Raw genomic sequence first — 19,875 nt, 5'->3', positions numbered from 1 at the left:
TTACTTAACACCCTGAGTTGTTCGTGCCTCGCTATGCGTTGGCGTTTCCCGTCTCAGTGGGGTCGCATTATAGGGAGCGGCGGATTTTACGCAAGCGTTATTTGCATAAAATAGTAATTAAAATTAAGCCCCAAGCAAGCACACATGATAAGCACAAGTTACCCACAAAAACCTGTTGATAACTCTTGTTTTTACATAGCTAAACCATTCTATAGCTTTTAATTAAAACCTTAAAAATGCAAAAAGCACCTTATATAGGTGCTTCTCAAAAGTAATAGTTATTAGAATCTAGGGGCTATTTACTCTTTGTTACTCGGTTTTTACTTAGCCCACTAGGTTACAAATCTCGCGCCGCGATTAAACACCCCCTAGTTTGAACAAATTTCAATCCGCAAAGAGCAACAGACCCTAGTATAAAATACTATATAACTTGCGACGATACTTTGCTGCGAGTGCGTCGCCATCAGGTAAAGAGGCAATAATGGCTAAAAAGCTTGGTTTCGCTTCATTGAAATTCAGATCTTTTTGAAGCACTGTAAATAGTATATCCAATGCTTCTTCTTTTCTGCCTGCTTCATTGAGTAAAATACTGAGCTCTTCTTTTAATTCTAGGTCATTAGGGTACTTTTCTACTTGTTGTTGCTTTTCTTTAATCTCTGGTGAGTCTTTTGCTTCAAGCGCAGCTTCGCATTTTGCTTTTATATTATTAAAGTAAGCATCTTGCTCTTGTACGTCTATTGTATTTATAAGCGCTTGCGCTTCATCTACCTTGTGAATTTGAATACATATGTCTGCAAGCACTAATTTGATGCGTGCATTACCGCTGTCTATTTCATAAGCTTGCTTTGCATAATTAAATGCAGCATTTAAATCTGACTTTAATAACGCTTGTTTTGCTTGCTCTAACAGTAAGTCTTGTTGCGCAGGTAAATGCTTTGCTAGGGCTTCGCGTATTTGTGCCTCACTTTGAACACCTGCAAGTAAATCTACTGGTGCAGAGTCTTTTAATAATACAAGCGTAGGCAGAGTTTGAAGACCAACTTGTTGCGCAAGTTGAGAAGCGAGTGCTTGCTCTGCATCGCAATCTAGGTTTGCTACTACCATATAGCTTGCATATTCAGCCGCTACTTTATCTAAAATTGCAGCCTGTCCGATGCAGTCAGGACTTTGAGGAGAGAAAAAGTTAAGCAACACCAATTTTTGCTGTGATGTTTCACCGAGTACTTGTTGAAGGTTTTGCGCATTAATACTAACTATGTTGCTCATTGAATTGATTGCCATATTCATCTATTTAGGTTTTTATATGGTGGTGAACATAATAATTACAAGTCATATACCTAAATCATCCGGTATACATATTCAACAATGAGGGAAAACATGAAATTAACTTATCTAAGTGCAATACTTTTATTAGCAAGCCCATTAGTACAAGCAAATGGACTCGATTTGAATTTAAGCAAAACCATGCCAGCTATAGAAAAGTTTTACCTCGATTTACACCAATCGCCAGAGCTTTCTTATCACGAACAAGAAACGGGTAATAAAATAGCGGATAAATTAACTCAGCTGGGTTTTAAAGTAACAAGTAATGTAGGTGGCTTTGGTGTTGTCGGCATTTACAAAAACGGAAACGGTCCAACCGTGATGATCCGTACTGACACCGATGGCTTACCTATTATAGAGCAGACAGGAAAGTCCTATGCCTCAAAAGTTAAAGTAATAGACGAGCATGGTGCGAAAGTAGGTGTAATGCACGGTTGTGGCCACGATATTCACATGAGCTCTTTTATTGGTACTGCTGAGCAATTAATAGTACACAAAGATCAATGGAAAGGCACTTTGATGATGGTTGCACAGCCTGCCGAAGAAGTTGGTGGGGGTGCTAAAGCCATGTTAGGCGAAGGACTATTTAGTAAATATGAAAAACCTGATCATATAATTGCTTTGCATGTAAGTGCTAGCGTCCCCGCTGGTAAGGTATCAATGAAAAATGAATACACTATGGCAAGTGTAGATTCTGTCGATATTACAATAAAAGGTAAAGGTGGTCATGGTGCTTATCCGCATACAACTATAGACCCTGTGATTATAGCTGCACGCACAGTACTTGCTCTGCAAACAATCACAAGCCGAGAACTTTCACCGCTAGAGCCTTCGGTTATTACGGTTGGGTCTATTCATGGTGGCTCAAAACATAATGTGATTTCGGATGAAGTAAAACTACAACTCACTCTCAGAAGCTATAACCCAAATGTTAGAAGTGCTCAAATAGCAGCAATAAAACGAATCACGGCAGGTATTGCACAAAGTGCTGGCTTAAATGAATCAAACTACCCTGTAGTATATGTACATGAAGATGAATCTATTCCATCTACTTATAATAACCCTGCACAAACAGACATTGTTAGAAACTCTATTGCCAGCGCAATTGGTGATACTAATGTGCTTGAAACACAAGCTGTAATGGCAGGTGAAGACTTTGGCCTATACGGACGCACCGATGAAAACATCCCTATTACCTTATTTTGGCTAGGTGGCGTAAACCAAGCACAATATGCAGATTCGATAAAAACAGGTGAAGTCCCCCCTTCCCTACACTCTAGTAAATTTGCACCAGATTATAAAGTTGCTATCCCTACCGGAATAAAAGCAATGAGTAACGCTGCTGTTGCTTTATTTAATAAGTAACCTGAATTCTGGATAATAAATCTATCTCAAGCAGAGTCCAGGTTAAGTAATATCGTTTAATAAAATGGCTCTGTAGCTAACTAGCAACAGAGCTTTTTTTATAACTCGACTTTTTAAAGGTCGTTTTTCCACCTCGTTTAGCAAAGCGTTTTTTAGGTGAGCTTTTTGGTAACCTTGTAAATGCATTGCTATCGCAGTTTGCTGCTAATTGTACAAACCCATTTAAGTCAGCAAGTAAAGGCTGTAAAAATTGCTGATAACTCATTACTTGCTGCGCGATATCACCTAAGCTCGATTCCCACTTTGCGGTTAAATCAGGACTCGCTAAACCTTGTGGTAATACGCTAATAAGGGCAAGTCCCGTTTCGGTCGCTCTAATTGACTTACCTTCACGTTTTAAAAAACGCCGCTTGAATAGCAACTCGATTATTCCCGCACGTGTTGCCTCCGTACCTAAACCATCAGTGTCTTTTAATACTTTTTTAATTTGTGGATCTTTAACATAACGACTAATGCCGGTCATCGCAGCCAATAATGTAGCATCGGTAAAATAAGCAGGGGGTGATGTATGCTTTTCGACCACTTCGCCTTGCTCACAAAAAAGAGACATACCTTTTGTAAAAGGAGGTAACGTAGCTTCATCTTTTAATTCAGACTTACCCATTAATACCTTAAAGCCTAAGCTTACATCTTGTTTTGCATTTGCTTTAAATAATCCGCCAGCGATTGTTATCTCTGCTTTAGTTTCGTTATATATATAGTCGGGATAAAACTGAATTAGATAATGGCGGCTTATTAATTGATATACCTTCGCTTCGTCACCGCTCAAACTCGCTGACTTTAACTGCTTAGCCGTAGGGACAATGGCATGATGGGCAGCCACTTTTGAACCGTTAAAACATTTACTACGCTTTTTTACATCAGCCCCATTTACCAATTCGGTGCTTTGCCCACCATTAGCACTTATAGCTTTAAAAATAGCAGATGCATCTTGATGGTGATCTTTAGGTAAATAACGATTATCCGAGCGTGGGTAGGTAATTAATTTATGTCGCTCATAAAGTATTTGGCAAATATCCAACACTTTTTGAGCCGGCATTCCAAATGCTTTAGCCGCATCTATTTGCAGTGCAGATAAATTATAAGGTAATGGAGCACTTTGTTTTTTTTGTTTTTGCTCAAGCGCTGTAAGCTCAGCATTTTGTTTGGTAATACGCGAAGCAACATTTTCTGCGAGTGCTTTGTTAAGTATTCGCCCTTCTTCATCTTGATGTGGCTCACATGCTTTACTAGGAACCCACTTAGCTATGAATGGCTGGTTATCTGGAGTAAGTAAATGCGCCAGTACATCGTAAAAAGGCTTAGATACAAAGTGTGCTATTTCGTTATCTCTATTAACAACAAGCCCTAAAATAGGGGTTTGTACCCGTCCTACCGAAAGTACATTACCAAATCCTGCTTTTTGACCCGCTAATGTATATGCACGCGTTAAATTCATACCAAATAGCCAATCAGCACGAGAGCGTGCTAAAGCAGATACACTTAACGGAATAAAGTCTCGATTAGAGCGCATATTACTCAATGATTTTTTTACTGCCGATAAGTTTAAATCACTAATGAGTAAACGTTGTGTACTCTGCTTTTTAGCCTGACTTATTTTAGCTTCTTCAATTACTTGATCGACTAATAGCTGGCCTTCACGGTCTGGATCGCCAGCGTGAATAAGTTGCGAAGCTTGTTTAATTAATTTTTTTAAAACAGTGAGCTGTTTACGTGTTTTGGTTTTAGCTTTTAGCTTCCATTGCTCAGGTATTATAGGCAAGTGTTCAAACTGCCACTTTTTAAAACGCTCATCATAGTCATCAGGTTCTGCTTGTTCTAGCAAATGCCCAATACACCACGATACACAATCGCCATTAGCGACTTCTATATAACCATCGTGTTTTTTATGTGGTTTTGGTAACGCATCAGCAATAGCGCGTCCAAGTGAAGGTTTTTCTGCAATGTAGAGTTTCATAGCTTGCTCACTACTGTTCATATAAACAGTAGTTTAGCACAGCTATTTTAAAGGAGGGGCTTTTTTATAACCATTACTGGTTACAACTTTATTATTTTTGATCACTAAATAAATCAGCGGAAGATAGCACACCACTACAGTGCCTATATTAATTAAAGGTAAAAGCGTTTTATAGATCAGCGTACTATAAGATAAATCCCAAAGGTGGCGATCAACAACACGAAAAAGTTGTAAAATTGGTGCCATAATAACAACTAACTGACCTACCACACATTGCCATAAATAAACTTTATCTTTTAAACCTAGATATGCAATAAGTGCCATCCAAGCAATGTCATTAAACGCCCAAACAAGATACCTATATATATAAATATCTTTATCAAACTCTTTTAAAGAATCGAATATAAGTGCACCAAATAAAAAAAATGCACCTGTTATACATACAAACCGTAATGCCAAAAAATCTTTACGTAAATAGAAAATAAAAATAGCCGGGATTAAAAATAAAACCCAGCTAAGTTCAAGAAAAAAGATTACTTTATCAACCCATAAAGGCATGGTTATTCTTTAGTCTTATCATCGTCTCCACCAGTTCCGTTGCCCGGCATATAACAATATTTATTTATTATTTTCATAAGTACTCCATTACAATTGTTAAGGAGTTTTACTTTAAGCTAAAAAATAAGCTTTGCCAAGCAGTACTACCTCACGTCGATAGGAGCTGACTCTTTTGCTTTACCTTGTAATATAGATATTTCTACTCGGCGATTCCTGCGGCGATCTTCATCTGTGTCATTCGGTACAAGTGGTCGTGTTTCAGCTCGACCAACCACCATCATTCGGGTTTTATCAAATCCTTGGACTTTTTGCAGTTCACTTGCAACGGCTACAGCACGCTTTGATGATAGGTCCCAATTATTAATATATAACTCATTCGATACCTGAAAATCATCTGTATGGCCAGATACTGTTATTTCACCGGGTACATCTTTTAACAGCACACCGATATCTTGAATTATAGGTTTAAACTTAGGTTGTAAAAATGCACTACCTGAAGGAAATGAACCATTCTCTCTAATGCGAATAATTATTTGCTGCCCTAAAGACTCAAGCTCAATAGCGCCATCGATTATTTGCTTTTCAAGCTGCTGCGCTATCTTTTTAACAAGCTCGTTAGTTTGCTCCTGATCGGCTGCTGAAGTTGCTTGCTCAGAAGATTCTTCTTGTGAGGTACTACGAGATTCGCCACCGCGTTTATCCCCGCGCTGTTCTTGCCTGCCGCCTGCTGAGCTTTCATCGCCAGCCTGAAACTCTAACATTTGTTGAGTCATTTCGACTGTTTGCTGCTGAATGGTTTCTATTGGGGTTGGCTCTGGTTTGCCTGGGGTAAACTCCATGGCAATAACAGAGGTACCTTTAGGGATGTCTTTTACTTCAATTTTATTCTGCACACCAAAAGCAAACTTCATAGAGCCCGCAATTTGTTTAAACTTAAGTACATCCATTTCTGAAAACGCGAGCAAGAGTACAAAAAAGCACATTAACAGTGACATTAAATCGGCAAACGTTCCCATCCATGCAGGTAGACCTGGCGGTGGGCATTTGCACTCTTGATCAGACATAATTACTCCTCGGTATCTACTTTGCGTTTAGATTCAGCTAAGTAATTTTTCAAAATACCTTCGATTACTTTTGGATTCTGACCATCTTGTATACCTAAAATAGCATCCAAAATTAAACGCTGATTCATAGCTTCCTCGTCTTTACGCAGTTCGAGTTTTACCTGAATAGGAATTGCCACAACATTGGCTAAAAACGCGCCATATAAAGTTGTTAATAGTGCTACTGCCATTGCCGGACCAATTGCCTTTGGGTCATCCATGTTAGACAACATTGCAACCAAACCAATTAGAGTACCAATCATACCCATTGCAGGCCCTATATCAGCTAACGACTTAAATAAACCCGCGCCCAATTCATGGCGAGTCGTGGTTAGAGAAATATCTTTTTGAAGTGTAGCGCGAACTACATCTGCGTCGTGGCCATCAACGAGCATATCGACGCCTTTGCGCATAAAGGGGTTTGGAATTTCAGCTTCTTCGAGTGCTAAAAAACCGCCTTTACGAGCTGAATCCGCAAGTTCTACTGCTTTTTCGATAAGTATTTCTGGCGTTTCGATTTTAAACATAAACGCTTTGGCAACAACTTTACCTATCCCCAAAAATTGCGACATGGTGAAGTTTGATAAAACAATAAAGAGTGAACCACCAAATACAATAACCACAGACGGGGTATTGTAAAACATAGCCATTTCACCGCTACTACTCATAAACATAGACATGACAATTAAGCCAATTGCGCCTAGGATCCCGATTATGGTTGCTAAATCCACATTTCCTCCAGAAGTTTCATGCTTAATGGCCTTATCATAAACTTTTATTATTAACTGCTTATCGGCAACATATTGAATTGCTTAAGCCATTTTTATAAATAAACATAAAAAGCAGCCTTTAGCACTATCTTAGATCAAGTTATAAGGGCTACCTAATTATCAATTGATTTATTAAACCAACAGACCGCTATTAAGGCTTTATTAATGCACTTGAAATATAATTTAACGTTATAAAGGTAAAAAACCAATATCATCCTTTGACCTAGTTTAGCATTCCCCCTAAAATTGACCCCTAAATTTATTATGTAAGCTGAAATAAAGATGGCGACTAAAAAACCTGAAAACTTAAGTTTCGAACAAGCACTAGAAGAATTATCTACAATCGTTAGTGACATGGAACAAGGTGACTTATCGCTTGAGCAATCGTTAAAGCAATTTGAGCGTGGAATTGCATTAGCAAGTGCTTCATCAGGGAAATTACAGCAAGCAGAACAAAAAGTATCAATTTTGATGGGGAATGGCGAAAAGTCAGTACTTACAAATTTTGATAATGATATGGAATAGCTGTGAGCATAAAAAATCATATTGAACGTGCTCAAAAAGATGTAGTAGCGACCTTACAACAGCATTTTAACCAGCCTCTCGATACAGAAGAAACTGTAAAGAACGCCACCCAGTATGGATTGTTTAATGGTGGTAAAAGATTACGTCCATTTTTAGTTTATGCCACAGGTAAAATGCTCGGCGCAAACCATCAAGACTTAAACGTACTTGCTGCTGCAATTGAGTGTATTCATAGCTATTCGTTAGTCCATGATGACTTACCAGCAATGGACGACGACGACTTACGCCGCGGACGCCCTACTTGTCATATAGAGTTTGGCGAGGCAAATGCAATTTTAGCCGGTGATGCTCTTCAAACTCTTGCTTTTGAGCTTATTGCGAATCACAAATTTGAATGCTCATCGCAAACACAAGTAAAAATGATTGCTACACTTGCCCACGCATCAGGCCTTCAGGGTATGGTTGGCGGACAAGGCCTTGATATAGCAGCAACTGATAAAGTAATTACCGTACAAGAGCTTGAGCGAATACATAAGCTAAAAACCGGGGCTCTAATTAATTGCGCAATTACACTTGGTGCACTGTGCAGTGAAAAGGCTGATCAACAAACCTTAGAAAATTTAAGTGTTTTTGGGTATGCTATAGGGCTAGCATTTCAAGTACACGACGACATTTTAGATGTTGAAGGCGATACAGTTATTTTAGGAAAGCCACAAGGCTCCGATATTGCCGCGAATAAAGCGACATATCCGGCGTTATTAGGTATGCTAGGCGCTAAAGAAAAGGCGCAAAATTTAATACAACAAGCCCATGAAGCGTTAGCAAATATAGATGCTGACACAACACTTCTTGCGTCGCTAGCAAATTACCTAATTGAGCGTGACCACTAATTTTTGCTCATACGTATTGCAATTAGCACTGACATTATTACTCAACATTAATTATTCGTAAAAGCTTTGAATTAATTAATGTTAGCGAAGGATATATATAAAACCATGACACTTGATAGTAGCAAGTATCCATTACTTAATTTGGTTGACGAGCCAGCCCAATTGCGTGACTTAGCGCAAGACAAACTCCCTGCATTTAGCAATGAGCTGCGCGATTATTTACTCAACTCAGTATCGCAAAGTAGCGGTCATCTAGCGTCTGGTTTAGGGACGGTTGAACTAACCGTTGCGCTGCATTATGTTTATAACACTCCAGACGATCGCCTAGTTTGGGATGTGGGTCATCAAGCTTATCCGCATAAAATTCTTACTGGTCGTCGCGAGCAAATGCACACTATTCGCCAAAAAGACGGTTTGCACCCTTTTCCTTTTCGCGATGAAAGCCAATACGATACGTTTAGCGTAGGCCATTCAAGCACCTCTATTTCGGCTGCTTTAGGTATGTCTATTGCTGCACAAAAAGAAGGTAAAGGTCGAAAGTCTGTAGCCATTATTGGTGACGGAGCTATAACCGCAGGCATGGCATTTGAAGCGATGAATCATTTAGGTGATGTAAAATCAGACATGCTTATTATTTTAAATGATAACGAAATGTCGATTTCTGAAAATGTTGGCGCATTAACAAATCACTTTGCTCGAATTTTATCAGGTAGCTTTTATACTAACATTCGTGAAGGTAGTAAAAAGTTACTCTCAGGAGTACCTCCGGTAAAGCAACTTGCCAGTAAAATGGAAGAGCACATTAAAGGCATGATGATCCCAGGTACCTTCTTTGAAGAATTAGGCCTAAATTACATTGGTCCCATTGATGGTCACGATGTAAACATGTTGGTAGATACATTACGTAATATGCGTAATTTAAAAGGCCCACAGCTTTTACATATAAAAACCCAAAAAGGTAAGGGCTACAAACCGGCTGAAGCCGATCCTATTGGCTACCATGGTGTACCAAAATTCGACCCAAGCACAACTAGCCTGCCTAAATCTAAACCTAGTGCCGCTACTTTTTCAAAAGTATTCGGCGATTGGTTATGTGATATGGCCGAACAAGACAGCAAGTTAATGGCTATCACGCCTGCAATGCGCGAAGGTTCAGGCATGGTACGTTTTTCTAAAGAGCATCCAGATCAATACTTTGATGTAGCTATTGCTGAGCAGCATGCCGTTACTTTAGCCGCTGGCTTTGCCTGTGAAGGTTTAAAACCTGTTGTTGCTATTTACTCGAGCTTTTTACAACGTGCGTATGACCAATTAATACATGATGTTGCACTGCAAAACTTACCTGTATTATTTGCCATTGACCGCGCTGGTATTGTGGGAGCCGATGGTGAAACTCACCAAGGTGCGTACGATTTAAGCTTTATGCGCTGCATTCCAAATATGGTAATTATGGCACCAAGCGATACCAACGAGTGCCGTCAAATGCTATACACCGGTTATAAAGCAAACTGCCCTGTTGCAGTTCGTTATCCTCGAGGTAGTGCAGGTACTGCAGACATTGAAAGCACTATGCAACTGCTTGAAATAGGCAAGGCAGATACAATTAAGAAAGGCAGTAAAATTGCCATTTTATCGTTCGGTACATTACTTGAAAATGCACAGCTTGCTGCAGATGAATTAGATGCAACGCTTGTTAATATGCGTTTTATTAAACCACTTGATACCGCACTTTTAAATGAGCTTGCAACTAGCCACGATGTAATTGTTACGCTTGAAGACAATGCTATTGCTGGCGGTGCCGGCTCTGCAGTTAACGAATTCTTAGCAACGCAAAAAGCTGATATTAATATCCTTAACTTAGGTATTCCTGATGAGTTTATTAAACACGGCACCCAAGATGAAATGCACGATGAAATGGGATTAGGCGAGCAAGGAATATTAACCGCTATTAAAGCGTTTATTAATTAACTTCCTATACATCTAAAGTTGAGCATATTAAAAAAGGAGCCTAGGCTCCTTTTTTAATATCAAATATTGCTGATCAGCGCATCCACACTTTAATATCAGCTAGGCCATTGCTTTGTAAAATACCTAATTGTTGATCAACGTTAGAATTTTGTTCAAACTCAAATGCATCAAGCTGATCATCAAACGTAATATTTGCAACACCATCACCACCGCGCTTTTTAACTTGGTGCAATGAAATATCAGCTAAATTAATAGATGTCTCCCAGCTAATTACCTGCCCACCCAAAAGTGGTAATGGATAAAATGACCAACCAATTGATGCCGTGATATTAGTTGTTTTTCCATTTGGTAATTGGAATGAATTAGCCGCTATTACTTTACAAAGATCTGAAGCATAGCTGTCTATTTTATTGCATTTAAAATCACGTAATAATAGTAAAAATTCATCACCACTCCAACGTGCCACATAGTCAGAACCCTGCGTACGCGAATTTAATAATGCAGCCATTTGCTGTAAGCAGCTATCACCTGCAATTGGGCCATAGGCATCATTAATACGGCTGAAATTATCAAAGTTAATAATTACCAGCACCAGTGACTTGCCTTGTGCCTGCAGCGATTGTGAATTACGTTGAAAGTGTTCAATATCTTTAGGGAGTTGATCAAACAAAAAGCGGCGGCTACGCAGCCCCGTTAGCTCATCTGAGTGACTAACTAATTTAAGCTGTGAATTCACTTGGCCTAATTTATCATTAGCTTGACGAAGCTCTAAGGTACGCTCGGTGATCAAGCCCTCTAATGCTTCTTGTTTTCTACGCTCTTGCGCTCTAAACACCCAAAAAATGAGATAAAAAAGCAAAATAAAACCACTGGTAATTAAAAGCCTAAAGTAAATAGTTTCGTCAAAGCGCTCTGGCACTACAAAACCGTATTCTACTTCTTGCGCTTTAGTCCAGTCTTCACCTTGGCGCTTCGCTTCTAACTGAAACAAAAACGAGCCTGGAGGCAAGTTAGTATAAATAGCTTCACGTCGCGTATTAGCATAGCGCCAGTCACTATCTAAGCCACTTAGTTTATATCTAAATTCAATACTGTTTGGTGCATAGTAATCAATAGCTGTGTAAGTTAGCGTTATATCACGCTCGTCTGTTTCTAATGATGGTTTTTTACCAAGCGCAGCGGTAGTTAAATGACGAAGTGGTGTTGTTATTGTTTCTATTGTTGGCTTTAATGCAAGCACACCAAATAGCTCTACATTTTTAGGTATTTCAACAACACCTTGTAAGCTTGGGTACCAAATAGAATTACCGGTGTCTGCTACCGCATCATGCCCAAGTCCACTACAACATTGATTCGCTTTACCATCGAGTTGACGGTCAAAAGATGAAATCACTTCTTCAACTTTTAAGCTTTTTATTTCTGTTTTAAATTGCTCTACAGGCATTCTGTAAACACCTTTCATGGTGCTTACCCAAACATGCTTTAACTTTTCATCATATTCTAGGCTAAATATAGACCCATACGGTAAGCCATTAGCTGCATCGAGTTGACGCCACTGCCCTTGCGTACTTCTGTAAAAAAGCCCATCGTTAAGAGAGCCGATTAAAATACCCACGCCATCTATATGTAGCACACTAGTTACGTATGCACTTTCAAGTGTTGTTTGGTCACCAATTTTTTCAATGCCACGGTCTGTAAAGTAATATGCGCCTTTACTAGTACCAATCACACCAAAGTTTGTTTTATCCAATACGTAGGTAATAAACTTACTACCTAAAAAAGCGTTATATGCAAAAGGTGTTAAACCAGCATAATTTAATCGATATAAACCGCGTCCGGTACCAATCCAAAAACCGCCTTTACTAGAGCGACTTATTGCAAACACAGGATTATCGCGAAGCGCTCGACCTGGGACGGTATAGAGTGTCTTGTTTTCAAAAACAAATAAGCCACGTCCTGTAGCTATATATAATCGTTCACCATCGAATTGTAGATCGTGTACTGATGCGTATCCATATTTACTACTTGGAACTAAATTAATAAAACTTTTATCTAAATCGAAATAACCAATGCCGCTTTTGTTAGCAACCCACAGTTTTCCATCTGGAGCTTGGCTAATAGCCATAACAGACTCGGTCATATCTGAAACTGCTGAATGCCTTTCTACCCGCCCTTCATGGGCAAGCCATAAGCCTTCACTAAAACTTGCTAACCAAACGTTATTTTTATCATCTCTAAAAATATCAGCAAACCATATGCTTTGATCAAGTTGGCTTGGCTCTACCCATTGCCACTCACCGGTTTTATCTCTAAATAATAAACGTCCATAAGTCGAAACCCATAAGCCACCATCGGTATCACTCATAAACTTATAAACGGCTGAGTTATTTGCATTAGGTAAAGGAAAAGGTCTTAGTTCGTCATCTAAATCTAAAAAGTATGCACCTAGCTCAGAGGCTATATACAAATTACCGTTTAAGAATGATAAATCGTGCACTATGGTTTGCGCTAAGCGCTCTGGTAACGATATTTTAGCGGTAAGCTCTAAACGTAGTTTAGAGAAATCTGATGAGTTTTTAGTAAGGCGTAATAAATGACGATCATTAACCAGCCAAATACCTTCAGGAGAGAGTGCCATTTGGCTAACAGAGCCAACAATTTGGGTAATTACGGTAGCATTAACAATAGGTAGGGGACCATTTACTTGAGTGCGTAAATCAACTTGCCCTCTATCTACATAGTATAAACCATTAGCCGCAATCCATATGCTGCCTTTAGAGTCCTCAAGAATATCTCTTACTGGACCTTTAATATTAAACTCTTGTGCTGCAAATGTGGCAGGATTAATAACTACCAAGCCACTTTTAGTACCTACCCATAATAAGCCACTAGAATCGACTAAAAGTTTATTAATACCATTACTAGGCAAGAACGGGCTATTTTGCGTGTTGTAGTTTGTAAACGTTGTGCCATCAAAACGGCTTAAGCCAAACTGAGTACCAAGCCACATATAGCCTTGCTGGTCTTGTACTACGCTTTTAAGTGATTGCGAAGGTAGACCATCTTTTATATTCCATTGCTTAACTACGTAATCACTAATTGAAGCCCAACTTGGTGTCGCGCACAACATCAGTACACAAACCAGTAAAAATCGCATCATATTGCTGCCACCTAGTTAAACAAATCAAATATAAAAAATTAAAAGGGTAGTAAACCCACTTTTATTAGCGCCTGTAAGCATATAAGCGAAAAAACGCCCGCAAGTATATCATCGGCCATAATACCTAAACCACCATGTACTCGTTTGTCTAGCATACGGATTGGGCCAGGTTTTGCTATATCAAAAAAGCGAAATAACAAAAAACCAACGAGTAATGTTTGCCAGCTAAGTGCTGCACCAATCATTGTAATGTAATAGCCTGCCACTTCATCCCATACAATAGCAGGATGGTCGTGCACGCCTAAATCATCAGCCGTTTTACCGCAGGCCCATATACCAAATATACTGATCACTACGGCAAACACAATTTGCAACCATAGCGGATAATACATAGTCATAAAAATGAATGGCAGTGCAGCAAAAGTGCCAAATGTACCAGGTGCTTTAGGGGCTAACCCTGTACCAAAACCCAAACCAAAAAACTGATGTGGGCGCTTTAAATTAAACTTTCGGTTTTTGTTCAAACCAGCTCCTTTGCAAAATGCTCAAAACCTTGCTGCTTAAAATCAAACTTTTCACCGTTGTGTAAAAGTTCAATTTGACCATCGCCACTTTTAATTTGGCCTATGCATGTTGCATCTACACCATATTGACGCAGTTTTATATCTAGCATACTTTTATTGCTATCAGGTACAGTAAAAATTAATTCGTAATCATCACCGTAACTTAGAATAAATGGCAGCTGCTGATTAAAATCAAGGCTTGCTTGCATTGCATCTGAAGTCGGAATACTTTCAATATTCACAACTGCATTTACTTGCGACATATCAAGTATATGACTTAAATCAGCGATTAAACCGTCCGATACATCAATAGCCGATGATGCAAGGCCTCGCAATACCTGCCCAGCAGCAACACGCGGTGTTGGAAAGTCAAAGCGCTTATTTAAGTACTTTAAATGCTCTGGCTCAATACTTATACCTTGTTTGCGAGACTCAATTGCAAGTCCAGCGTCACCTAGCGGACCTGTAACATAAATCCAATCACCCACTTTCGCACCACTACGGCGAAGTGCAGTACCTTCTGGTACAGTCCCTTTTGCACAAATAGTGATAGTTAATGGACCTTGCGTAGTATCGCCACCTATAATTTGCACATTAAAGTATTCTGCAATTTCATGCATGCCTTCAGTAAACTCTTCAATCCACTGTGGGTCAATACTTGGCAAGGTTAACGCAACTGAAACCCATGTTGGCTCAGCGCCCATTGCTGCTAAGTCACTTAAATTAACAGCAAGCGCTCTGTGACCTAATGCACGAGGGGAAATATCATCAAAAAAGTGTACGCCAGCAACAAGAGTATCTGTTGTAACGGCAAGTTGGCAGTTTTGTGGAACGGTTACTAAAGCGCAATCATCCCCTATACCTAGGTTTACATCACGACGGGTGATCCCGCGACCTTTAAAGTAGCGGTTAATTAATTCAAATTCCTTCATACACAAAAAAGCCGGCCTATGCCGGCTCCCCTCTTTAACGGTTTACTTACTTGCGTAAATGCTTAACAGCTTTATCAAGTACACCGTTTACAAATTTATGGCTGTCTTCAGCGCCAAATATTTTGGCCAGCTCAATACCTTCGTTGATAGCAACTTTATAAGGTACATCTTCACGGAATTTAAGCTCATAGCTGCTTAAACGTAAAATTGCGCGCTCAACCATATCTAAGTCATTAAACGGACGTGTTAAATGTGGTGATACAGCTTCGTCTAGTTGCTTATAATTTACAGCAACACCCGTCGCTAAATCTTTAAAGTATTCAACATCAATTTTAGTAACGTCTGTTTCGATCAACATTTGTTGTTCGATATCGGCAATTAAATTGCCACTTATTTGCCAAGAATAAACGGCTTGGAGTGCTAAGATACGTGCTTTACGTCTTGCTGCTGGTTTCACAAAAATTCCTTAAACTTAAATTTTATCTAACACATTAACCATTTCAAGCGCGCCTAAAGCAGCTTCGCCGCCTTTATTGCCCATTTTGGTGCCAGCACGCTCAATTGCTTGTTCAATGCTTTCTGTGGTTAATACGCCAAATGCAACCGGGATATCATACTCAAGTGATACTTGCGCAAGACCTTTGTTTGATTCGCCAGCAACTAGGTCAAAGTGTGGTGTACCACCTCTGATCACTACGCCTAATGCGATGATTGCATCATACTCTTTTTTTGCCGCAACGCGTTTAGCCGCTAAAGGTAATTCTACCGCGCCTGGTACATAAATAACGGTAATGTCGTCATCAGATACGCCACCAGTGCGTTTTAGCTCATCAACAGCACCTGCAAGGAGGCTGCTACCGATAAAGTCATTAAAACGAGAAATGACAATGGCAAACTTTTTGCCAGGAGCGTACTTACTACCTTCAATAATTTTCATTTGATAACCCTAAAAATAAGTTCAAGCGGTTGCGATTGCGCAAAAATTGCTGCGCATCATACCATAAAAATAAAATAATAGCCTAGTTTAAGCGTGATGCTTATTGTGGCTCAACATAATCAACAACTTCTAAATGAAAGCCCGAAAGTGCATGGTACTTTTTAGGGCGACTCATTAATCGCATTTGTTTAATTCCAAGATCTGCAAGTATTTGCGAGCCTACGCCAACAGTACGAGATGTACCTTTGAATTTACGAGGCGTAACGCTTTCGCCAGCATCAGCTGCTGCGAATGCTTTTACAGTTGCCTCTAATTCTTCAGTGCTTTCTTGCTTACCTAAAATAACTAAAGCACCTTCATTTTTAGCGATATAAGCCATTGCTTCTGAAAGGCCCCAACTACGGTCAGCACTTCTATCTGAAAGTAGGATATCGTTAAAGGTACTTTGCAAATGTACACGTACATTTGTCGGTTCTTGCTCTTTTATATCGCCTTTAAGCAATACGTAATGTAATTGGCCGTCAATTGTGTCTTTGTAAGTAACTAAATCAAATTCACCGTGAATAGTTGGTAACTTACATTTTGCAACTTGCTCAATTGTTGTTTCATTTAAGTTACGGTATTCGATTAAATCAGCAATAGTACCAATTTTAATATCATGCTCTTTCGCAAAAACTTCTAAATCAGGGCGACGCGCCATGGTGCCATCGGCATTAAGTATTTCAACAATAACAGATGATGCTTCAAGCCCAGCTAAACGCGCTAAATCACAGCCAGCTTCAGTATGTCCTGCGCGAGTTAATACGCCGCCAGGTTGTGCCATAATTGGAAAAATATGACCAGGCTGCACGATATCACTTGGTACTGCGCCTTTAGCTATAGCCGCTTGCACTGTACGCGCTCTATCTGCTGCTGAAATACCTGTAGTAACACCCTTTGATGCTTCTATCGACATTGTAAAGTTAGTCGAAAATGCAGCACCATTATTTTTAACCATTAACGGTAAATCAAGTTGCTCACAACGCTCTTGCGTCATAGTTAAACAAATTAAACCACGGCCATGAGTCGCCATAAAATTAATAGCTTGTGCGCTAATATGCTCTGCGGCAATAATTAAATCGCCTTCATTCTCTCTATCTTCATCATCCATTAAAATAACCATTTTACCGGCTTTAATATCGTCGATGATTTCTTGTGCGCTGTGTAAATTCATAAATTTGCTCGTGTAAGTTATCAGTTTCGTTATTTAATAAAACCCGCTTTAGCGAGTAAGCTCATCGAAATATCAGAGCCCGTTGGTTGCTCTGCACCTTTTATAAGGCGCTCTAAATAACGTGCAATTTGATCGACTTCTAAATTAACTTGAGTGCCTACTTTAAAGTGAGCAATTGTGGTTTGCTCACTCGTATGTGGGACAATTGTTAATTTGAATTTATTACCTTCTACAGCGTTTACTGTCAGGCTTATACCATCAATACATACCGAACCTTTGTACGGAATGTATTTCATTAAATTTTCGTCAGTTGTAAGCCAATATTCTGTTGCTCGAGCGTTTGCTGTAATGCTTGTGATAGTTGCTATGCCATCAACATGGCCAGATACTAAATGACCGCCCAAACGCGAAACAGGTTGCATGGCTTTTTCAAGATTAACCGTTTGCCCTAAAGCATAGTGAGCAAAACCGGTTAAACCAATCGTCTCGTTAGATAAATCAGCACTAAAACCGTCAATATGTTTATCAACTACGGTTAAGCAAACGCCATTGGTTGCAATGCTGTCGCCTAGCTTTACGTCTTCCATATCAAGGTCAGCACTTTGGATACGAATGGCTAAGTCGCCTTGTTTTTTTTGTAATAAAGCAATTTTGCCTGTGGCTTCTATTATCCCAGTAAACATAGCGCTACTCTTTTTTATTAAGTGATTTTAATGAGTTTTTAACGCGGTGATACGTAAATCGTCACCAATGCGCGCACATTCATTAAATGTTAAATCAACGGTGTTTTGCATACTCGTCAATTCAGGAAAATTAACTAAACTTTTTGCATCATGGCCCATTAATTTAGGCGCCAAATAAAAAACAAACTCGTCAACTAAATCAAGTTCTGTCATTTTACCAGCAAGTGTTGCTCCGCTCTCAAGCCAAACATTATTAAACTGCAGTTGCCCAAGCTTTTCTAAAACAGCCTGTAAATCAACTTTGCCGTTACTTTCACTTACTTCAATATGCTTTACAAAATGCGGCCATTGCAGTGATTTATCAACCTTAGTCGTAAATATTATTACATCACTTTGGATTTTAAATAAAGCAAGGTTGGGCGTTAAGCGATTCTGTGAGTCAATTATAACACGCACGGGCTGGCGAAGCGGTAAATCGGTAGGTAGCGTGCAAGGCAACTCGCTTAGTCGCACATTAAGTTTAGCATCGTCTACTAACACGGTATCGGCACCGGTTAAAATAGCGCAGCTTTGCGCTCGGTATAATTGTACGTCTTGGCGAGCAGCGGGACTTGTTATCCACTTACTTTGCCCATTTTTAAGCGCTGTTTTACCATCTATGCTTGCTGCCATTTTACAGGTCACATAAGGTAAGCCTTGTTCCATTCGCTTAAAAAAGCCAACGTTAAGTGCGCGAGCTTGTGATTCAAGTAATCCATAAGCAACTTCAATACCTGCATCGCTCAGTATTTTAAGGCCTTTGCCTGCAACTTGTGGGTTTGTATCAACCATAGCGGCAATTACTTTTACAACGCCCGCCTTTTTTAAACCTTCAGCACACGGTGGCGTACGCCCATAATGACTACACGGTTCAAGCGTTACATAAGCCGTTGCACCTTGTGCATTATTGCCAGCTATTGCCAGTGCATTTACTTCTGCATGGCCTTGACCTGCTAATTGATGAAAACCCTCACCAATTATTTGATTATTTTTAACTAATACACAGCCAACATTAGGGTTAGGCGTGGTAGTAAACCGGCCTTTTTTGGCAAGTTCTATGGCGCGTGCCATATACATTTCATCATGTTCGGTAAAAGTAGTTTGGCTTTGCATTGTTACTCCCCTAAGCGGGCAATTTCTTCGCCAAATTCGCGTATATCTTCAAACGAGCGATAAACAGAGGCAAATCTTACGTACGCTACTTTATCGAGCTTTTTGAGGGCTTCCATAATGTATTCACCCACCAAATGGCTTGAAATTTCTCGCTCACCCGTTGCGCGTAGTTGCGATTTTATTATATTCACTACTTCGTCTACTTGCTCGGTGCTCACTGGGCGTTTTTCGAGTGCGCGATTTAAGCCATTTAATAATTTATCTTCGTTAAATGGTTCGCGGCTGCCGTCTTGTTTAATAACACGAGGCATAACCAGTTCAGCGCCTTCAAATGTAGTAAAGCGCTCGTGGCAGTCGTTACACTCACGACGCCTGCGAACTTGATGGCCTCCGCCAACAAGGCGTGAGTCAATAACTTTAGTATCTTTTGCGGTACAAAATGGACAATGCATAGCTCGGTACTTCCGTTTTAAAACAAAAAAGACCGCTAAATAGCGGTCTTTTATCTTAGCAAAAAAATAGGGCCTGTTGACCTTTCAGGATTAAATTTGTTCTATCTAGGGGTGATTTAATCGCGGCTCGAGATTTGTAACCTAGTGGGCTAAGTAAAAATCGAGCAACAAAGAGTAAATCGCCCCTAGAACGAACCCGAGGGCAGTGCATGTTTGGCATTTATGCTGCGTTATCGCCTATTTGTGTGGAGTAACCACACTACA

General features: G+C 39.7%; 18 protein-coding genes. 4 read left to right on the top strand and 14 right to left on the bottom strand.

Annotation, left to right across the window (positions count from 1 at the left end):
• Positions 1 to 408: 408 nt before the first annotated feature.
• Entirely contained in the window at positions 409 to 1,266 is an 858-nt protein-coding gene (locus AAEY62_RS16075) for a tetratricopeptide repeat protein (RefSeq protein ID WP_138586065.1), read from the bottom strand.
• 111 nt (positions 1,267 to 1,377) lie between these two features.
• On the opposite strand from AAEY62_RS16075, the gene AAEY62_RS16070 reads away from it, so the two are divergent.
• On the top strand, positions 1,378 to 2,688 hold the full coding sequence (locus tag AAEY62_RS16070) for a M20 metallopeptidase family protein (protein WP_350635348.1): 1,311 nt from the start codon (positions 1,378 to 1,380) through the stop codon (positions 2,686 to 2,688).
• Between the two features lie 76 nt (positions 2,689 to 2,764).
• Here the strand turns inward: AAEY62_RS16070 and AAEY62_RS16065 are convergent, their stop codons facing one another.
• From AAEY62_RS16065 to pomA, 4 genes are all read right to left on the bottom strand, one after another.
• On the bottom strand, positions 2,765 to 4,705 hold the full coding sequence (locus tag AAEY62_RS16065) for a DNA topoisomerase III (protein ID WP_350635346.1): 1,941 nt from the start codon (positions 4,703 to 4,705) through the stop codon (positions 2,765 to 2,767).
• 42 nt (positions 4,706 to 4,747) lie between these two features.
• Positions 4,748 to 5,263, bottom strand: a complete 516-nt coding sequence (locus AAEY62_RS16060; protein WP_024589766.1) for a hypothetical protein — start codon at positions 5,261 to 5,263, stop codon at positions 4,748 to 4,750.
• A gap of 143 nt (positions 5,264 to 5,406) precedes the next feature.
• Positions 5,407 to 6,327, bottom strand: coding sequence for a flagellar motor protein MotB (locus AAEY62_RS16055; protein WP_007587113.1), 921 nt, complete (start codon positions 6,325 to 6,327; stop codon positions 5,407 to 5,409).
• Between the two features lie 2 nt (positions 6,328 to 6,329).
• The gene (gene pomA / locus AAEY62_RS16050) at positions 6,330 to 7,097 is read right to left on the bottom strand and encodes a flagellar motor protein PomA (protein WP_007587114.1); all 768 of its coding nucleotides are present in this window, start codon (positions 7,095 to 7,097) and stop codon (positions 6,330 to 6,332) included.
• A 321-nt stretch (positions 7,098 to 7,418) separates the two neighbouring features.
• Between pomA and AAEY62_RS16045 the strand changes: the two genes are divergently transcribed.
• The 3 genes from AAEY62_RS16045 (at position 7,419) to dxs (ending at position 10,519) form a co-directional block, all read left to right on the top strand.
• Positions 7,419 to 7,661, top strand: coding sequence for an exodeoxyribonuclease VII small subunit (locus tag AAEY62_RS16045; RefSeq protein WP_002961738.1), 243 nt, complete (start codon positions 7,419 to 7,421; stop codon positions 7,659 to 7,661).
• Between the two features lie 2 nt (positions 7,662 to 7,663).
• Complete coding sequence (ispA, locus tag AAEY62_RS16040; RefSeq protein ID WP_007587115.1) at positions 7,664 to 8,551, top strand: (2E,6E)-farnesyl diphosphate synthase; 888 nt, start codon at positions 7,664 to 7,666, stop codon at positions 8,549 to 8,551.
• Positions 8,552 to 8,656: 105 nt separating this feature from the next.
• A complete protein-coding gene (gene dxs / locus AAEY62_RS16035) occupies positions 8,657 to 10,519 on the top strand; it encodes a 1-deoxy-D-xylulose-5-phosphate synthase (RefSeq protein ID WP_007587116.1) in 1,863 nt (620 codons plus the stop codon).
• A 73-nt stretch (positions 10,520 to 10,592) separates the two neighbouring features.
• Here dxs and AAEY62_RS16030 read toward each other — a convergent pair whose 3' ends face one another.
• The 9 genes from AAEY62_RS16030 to nrdR all read right to left on the bottom strand — a co-directional run bounded on the left by AAEY62_RS16030 (position 10,593) and on the right by nrdR (position 19,611).
• Positions 10,593 to 13,679 (bottom strand): ligand-binding sensor domain-containing diguanylate cyclase, encoded by a 3,087-nt coding sequence (locus tag AAEY62_RS16030; protein ID WP_007587118.1) that lies wholly within the window; start codon positions 13,677 to 13,679, stop codon positions 10,593 to 10,595.
• 38 nt (positions 13,680 to 13,717) lie between these two features.
• On the bottom strand, positions 13,718 to 14,203 hold the full coding sequence (locus AAEY62_RS16025) for a phosphatidylglycerophosphatase A family protein (protein ID WP_007587120.1): 486 nt from the start codon (positions 14,201 to 14,203) through the stop codon (positions 13,718 to 13,720).
• A complete protein-coding gene (gene thiL / locus AAEY62_RS16020; protein WP_007587128.1) occupies positions 14,200 to 15,174 on the bottom strand; it encodes a thiamine-phosphate kinase in 975 nt (324 codons plus the stop codon). Before thiL ends, AAEY62_RS16025 begins: the two co-directional genes overlap by 4 nt.
• Positions 15,175 to 15,220: 46 nt before the next feature.
• The gene (nusB, locus tag AAEY62_RS16015; protein ID WP_007587129.1) at positions 15,221 to 15,631 is read right to left on the bottom strand and encodes a transcription antitermination factor NusB; all 411 of its coding nucleotides are present in this window, start codon (positions 15,629 to 15,631) and stop codon (positions 15,221 to 15,223) included.
• A 15-nt stretch (positions 15,632 to 15,646) separates the two neighbouring features.
• Complete coding sequence (ribH, locus tag AAEY62_RS16010) at positions 15,647 to 16,111, bottom strand: 6,7-dimethyl-8-ribityllumazine synthase (protein WP_007587130.1); 465 nt, start codon at positions 16,109 to 16,111, stop codon at positions 15,647 to 15,649.
• Between the two features lie 100 nt (positions 16,112 to 16,211).
• On the bottom strand, positions 16,212 to 17,324 hold the full coding sequence (ribBA, locus tag AAEY62_RS16005; RefSeq protein ID WP_010554580.1) for a bifunctional 3,4-dihydroxy-2-butanone-4-phosphate synthase/GTP cyclohydrolase II: 1,113 nt from the start codon (positions 17,322 to 17,324) through the stop codon (positions 16,212 to 16,214).
• 29 nt (positions 17,325 to 17,353) lie between these two features.
• Entirely contained in the window at positions 17,354 to 18,007 is a 654-nt protein-coding gene (locus AAEY62_RS16000) for a riboflavin synthase (protein WP_024608327.1), read from the bottom strand.
• Positions 18,008 to 18,034: 27 nt separating this feature from the next.
• The gene (gene ribD, locus AAEY62_RS15995) at positions 18,035 to 19,159 is read right to left on the bottom strand and encodes a bifunctional diaminohydroxyphosphoribosylaminopyrimidine deaminase/5-amino-6-(5-phosphoribosylamino)uracil reductase RibD (RefSeq protein ID WP_350635344.1); all 1,125 of its coding nucleotides are present in this window, start codon (positions 19,157 to 19,159) and stop codon (positions 18,035 to 18,037) included.
• Between the two features lie 2 nt (positions 19,160 to 19,161).
• Positions 19,162 to 19,611: a transcriptional regulator NrdR gene (gene nrdR / locus AAEY62_RS15990; protein ID WP_024589761.1), complete on the bottom strand. Its 450-nt coding sequence runs from the start codon at positions 19,609 to 19,611 to the stop codon at positions 19,162 to 19,164.
• Positions 19,612 to 19,875 lie beyond the last annotated feature (264 nt).

Source organism: Pseudoalteromonas sp. GW168-MNA-CIBAN-0100, from assembly GCF_040309225.1.
In the GTDB taxonomy this organism is placed as follows: domain Bacteria; phylum Pseudomonadota; class Gammaproteobacteria; order Enterobacterales; family Alteromonadaceae; genus Pseudoalteromonas; species Pseudoalteromonas arctica.
The sequence above is the reverse complement of the archived record's forward strand: the minus strand, read 5'-3'. Positions and strand labels throughout refer to the sequence as shown.

Bases quoted from the DNA above. Each gene is read 5' to 3' on its own strand.
- AAEY62_RS16060 (WP_024589766.1), bottom strand. From the start codon at position 5,263: ATGCCTTTATGGGTTGATAAAGTAATCTTTTTTCTTGAACTTAGCTGG.
- AAEY62_RS16075 (WP_138586065.1), bottom strand. From the start codon at position 1,266: ATGAGCAACATAGTTAGTATTAATGCGCAAAACCTTCAACAAGTACTC.
- ribD (WP_350635344.1), bottom strand. From the start codon at position 19,159: ATGCAAAGCCAAACTACTTTTACCGAACATGATGAAATGTATATGGCA.
- AAEY62_RS16000 (WP_024608327.1), bottom strand. From the start codon at position 18,007: ATGTTTACTGGGATAATAGAAGCCACAGGCAAAATTGCTTTATTACAA.
- ribH (WP_007587130.1), bottom strand. From the start codon at position 16,111: ATGAAAATTATTGAAGGTAGTAAGTACGCTCCTGGCAAAAAGTTTGCC.
- dxs (WP_007587116.1), top strand. From the start codon at position 8,657: ATGACACTTGATAGTAGCAAGTATCCATTACTTAATTTGGTTGACGAG.
- AAEY62_RS16030 (WP_007587118.1), bottom strand. From the start codon at position 13,679: ATGATGCGATTTTTACTGGTTTGTGTACTGATGTTGTGCGCGACACCA.
- AAEY62_RS16065 (WP_350635346.1), bottom strand. From the start codon at position 4,705: ATGAAACTCTACATTGCAGAAAAACCTTCACTTGGACGCGCTATTGCT.
- AAEY62_RS16070 (WP_350635348.1), top strand. From the start codon at position 1,378: ATGAAATTAACTTATCTAAGTGCAATACTTTTATTAGCAAGCCCATTA.
- nrdR (WP_024589761.1), bottom strand. From the start codon at position 19,611: ATGCATTGTCCATTTTGTACCGCAAAAGATACTAAAGTTATTGACTCA.
- AAEY62_RS16045 (WP_002961738.1), top strand. From the start codon at position 7,419: ATGGCGACTAAAAAACCTGAAAACTTAAGTTTCGAACAAGCACTAGAA.
- thiL (WP_007587128.1), bottom strand. From the start codon at position 15,174: ATGAAGGAATTTGAATTAATTAACCGCTACTTTAAAGGTCGCGGGATC.
- ribBA (WP_010554580.1), bottom strand. From the start codon at position 17,324: ATGAATTTACACAGCGCACAAGAAATCATCGACGATATTAAAGCCGGT.
- AAEY62_RS16055 (WP_007587113.1), bottom strand. From the start codon at position 6,327: ATGTCTGATCAAGAGTGCAAATGCCCACCGCCAGGTCTACCTGCATGG.